Source organism: Delftia sp. ZNC0008, from assembly GCF_000799035.1.
GTDB lineage: Bacteria > Pseudomonadota > Gammaproteobacteria > Burkholderiales > Burkholderiaceae_C > Comamonas > Comamonas tsuruhatensis.
In genome coordinates, this window is sequence record NZ_JTKZ01000480.1 from 1 (window position 1) to 3,303 (window position 3,303).

The 3,303-nt window shown below is 67.5% G+C and carries 2 protein-coding genes; both read left to right on the forward strand.

Annotated features, from left to right (window positions below):
- The first annotated feature begins 105 nt into the window (after positions 1 to 105).
- Complete coding sequence (locus tag L995_RS16240) at positions 106 to 1,578, forward strand: cytochrome P450 (protein ID WP_082001566.1); 1,473 nt, start codon at positions 106 to 108, stop codon at positions 1,576 to 1,578.
- A 112-nt stretch (positions 1,579 to 1,690) separates the two neighbouring features.
- Positions 1,691 to 3,100, forward strand: coding sequence for a GntP family permease (locus L995_RS16245; RefSeq protein ID WP_047472637.1), 1,410 nt, complete (start codon positions 1,691 to 1,693; stop codon positions 3,098 to 3,100).
- The last annotated feature ends 203 nt before the right edge of the window (positions 3,101 to 3,303 follow it).

Below are 3,303 nucleotides of genomic sequence, written 5' to 3' on the forward strand. Positions count from 1 at the left end.
CGTGGCGCAAGCATCCATGGGAGGGCAGTGTAGGTCTTGCCAGGCGCCGCCCGGATGACGCTTTCGTTCAAGACCCGAGTCCATGCACTGCCCGAGCATGCGGGCATGAACCGCTCCAACTTTCCGCAAGATCCATCCACGCAGTCGCAGCCGAATGCCGGCCAATGCCCCGTTGCCCAAGCTGCGCCGGGGCAGGCACAGACGGCCGCCAGCGCCTGGCCGCCCGGCCCGGCTTCAGGCCTCACAGGCTGGGGCCTGCTGCGCCGCATGTCGCGCGACCTGCTGGGTACGCTGGAGCAATGGCGCAGCGAGCACGGCGATGCCATCCATCTGCGCATCTGGCCAGAGCACCAGGTCGTCATCACGGATCCCGAACTGGTGCGCGAGCTGCTGGTCGGCCAGCACGACGCGCTGGTGCGCTGGGAGCACGGCATCTCGGTCTTTGCCCAGCTGCACGGCCACAGCGTGCTGGTCAGCGAAGGCCAGCCCTGGCGCAGCAAGCGGCAGGCCCTGTTGCCGGCCTTCTCCCCCAAGGCCGTGCAGGCCCAGATACCGGCCCTGGCCGCAGCCGCGCAGGCCGCGCTGCAGGCCTGGCCGCAGCAGTCCGAGGACTTTCCCATGGAACAGGCGCTGACCGCCCTGGCCATGGATGTGATCATGCGGCTGATGTTCTCCGGCGCCATCGGCGAGGATGCGCGCTCCGCGGAGCACGCCATCCGCGAAGTCAGCCATGCCGCAAACAGCGAGTTCTACTGGCCCCTGCGCTGGCCCGATGCCATGCCCTGGAAGCGCCGCAAGCGCCGGGCGCTTGCCTGGCTGCGCAGCTTCATCGACCGGCAGGTCCGGCTCCGGCTGGCGCAGGCCGATGCAGACTGGCCCGAGGATCTGCTCAGCCGCCTGCTGCGCCTGCACCGGGGCGACGCCCAGGCCTGGACACTGCAGGCCGTGCGCGATGAATGCATGACGGCCTTTCTGGCAGGTCACGAAACCGTGGCCAGCAGCCTGACCTGGTGGTCCTGGTGCATGGCCACCCATCCCGAGGCGCAGCAGCAGGTGGCTGACGAGATCCATCTACAGCTGCAGGGCCGCACGCCCACGGCGCAGGACCTGCCGGCGCTGCGCCAGTTGGGCTGGAGCCTTCAGGAAGCCATGCGCCTGTACCCGGCCGCGCCGGTGCTCATCAGCCGGCGTTGCACGCGGCCTGTGCAACTGGGGCCGTGGTGCCTGCCTGCACGCACCATGTTCATGATTGCGCCCGGCCTCATTCAGCGCGATGCGCGCTGGTTTCCCGAGCCCGATGCGTTCAGGCCGCAGCGTTTCGACGACACCGACAAGGACGGCTCTCCCGCCGTGCCGCGCGGCAGTTGGATGCCCTTTGGCACCGGCGCGCGCGTGTGCCTGGGCCAGCACCTGGCCAGCGCGGAGATGACGGTGGTGGCGGCCATGGTGCTGCAGCGTCTGCGGCTGAGCGTGCCCGAAGGTGCCAGCGCGCCCCGCCCCGTGCTGCAGGTCACGCTGCGGCCATCCATGCCCTTGAGACTGCGGCTGCAGTCGCGCAGCGGCGCTCAGCCCGGGTAAACGTGGCGATATATTGCGCCAAATCATCCACAAAGCACGCCAATTACGCCAAATTGTCACCCATCTGCATTTATTCTGTCTTTTTGACTAGAACCACTGGACTGGAGACGATTTGAGTACCCTGGCAATCGTGATTTCATTGGCGGGACTGATGTTCCTGGCCTACCGAGGCATCTCCGTGCTGCTGCTGGCCCCCCTGATGGCCGCCGTGGCCGTGCTGCTGTCCGGCGACCTGGGCCACATGCTGCCGCTGTACACCAGCACCTTCATGGGCGCCCTGGGCAACTACATGCTGCAGTTCTTCCCGGTGTTCCTGCTGGGCGCGCTGTTCGGCCAGTTGATGGCGGACTCGGGCGCAGCCACCGCGATATCGCACTGGATCATGCGCGTGCTGGGCGAGAAGCACGCCATCCTCACGGTGGTTCTGGCCTGCGCCGTGCTCACCTATGGCGGCGTGTCGCTGTTCGTGGTGGCCTTTGCCATCTATCCGATTGCCAAGTCGCTGTTCCGCGCGGCCCATGTGCCCAAGCGGCTGATACCGCCCACCATCGCGCTGGGCTCGTTCACCTTCACCATGACGGCGCTGCCGGGCACGCCGTCCATCCAGAACGCCATTCCCATTCCCTACTACGGCACCAATGTGTTCGCGGCGCCGGGCCTGGGCATCATCGGCGGCATGACCATGCTGGCCCTGGGCCTGTGGTGGCTGCAGTCGCGCGCGGCCAAGGCACGCGTGGCGGGCGAAGGCTACGGCGACCATGACGACGCTGTCGAGCAGGGCCTGCATGACGAAAGCGACCCCGCCCTGCACAGCCGCCGGGACCTGCCGCTGCTGCTGGCCCTGCTGCCGCTGGTGCTGGTGATCGCGGTCAATGCGCTGCTCACCTACGGCGTGTTCCCGCAGATGGATTTCGGCTTTCTGAAGGACCGTTTTCCTGCGGTGGATCCTGCCAAGCAGACGGGCCTGTGGGCGCTGATCCTGGCCCTGGCCGTGGCCTGCGCCGCACTGGTGCTGCTGGGCCTGGGCCGCTGGCGCAATCTCAAGGAGTCGGTGAACAAGGGCGTGCTGGGCTCCATGCTGCCCATCTTCAACACGGCCTCGGAAGTGGGCTACGGCGCGGTCATCGCGGGGCTGGCGGGCTTTGCCATCATCCGCGAGGCCGTGCTCAACGTGGCACCCCACAACCCGCTGATCTCCGAGGCCGTGGCCATGAACGTGCTGGCCGGCATCACGGGGTCGTCGTCGGGCGGCCTGTCGATTGCGCTGTCCACGCTGGGCAAGGACTACCTGGCCATGGCCGCCCAGCTGGGCATCAGCCCCGAGCTGCTGCATCGCGTGGCCGTGATGGCGGCCGGCTGCTTCGACACCCTGCCGCACAGCGGCGCCATCATCACGCTGCTGTCCATCTGCGGCCTCACGCACCGCCAGTCGTACGGCAACATCGCCATCATGACCATTGGCGCGCCCCTGCTGGCCCTGGTGCTGGTGATCACGCTCGGCACCATGTTCGGGTCCTTCTGAGGGACCAGGGCGCAGAGCGCGCGCGGGAAATACCACGGCCTCGCGCCCGCCACAACCGGCATATGACGTATATGCGCGGGGCGGGTGCAAGGCAACAATGCATGCACGGCGATAAGGCATCGCCCCGGTTCATTCCCGCATTACCTACAAGACGACATCCGCTGCCAAAGCTGCCAGCGCCGATGTCGGGCAACAAGACGCGG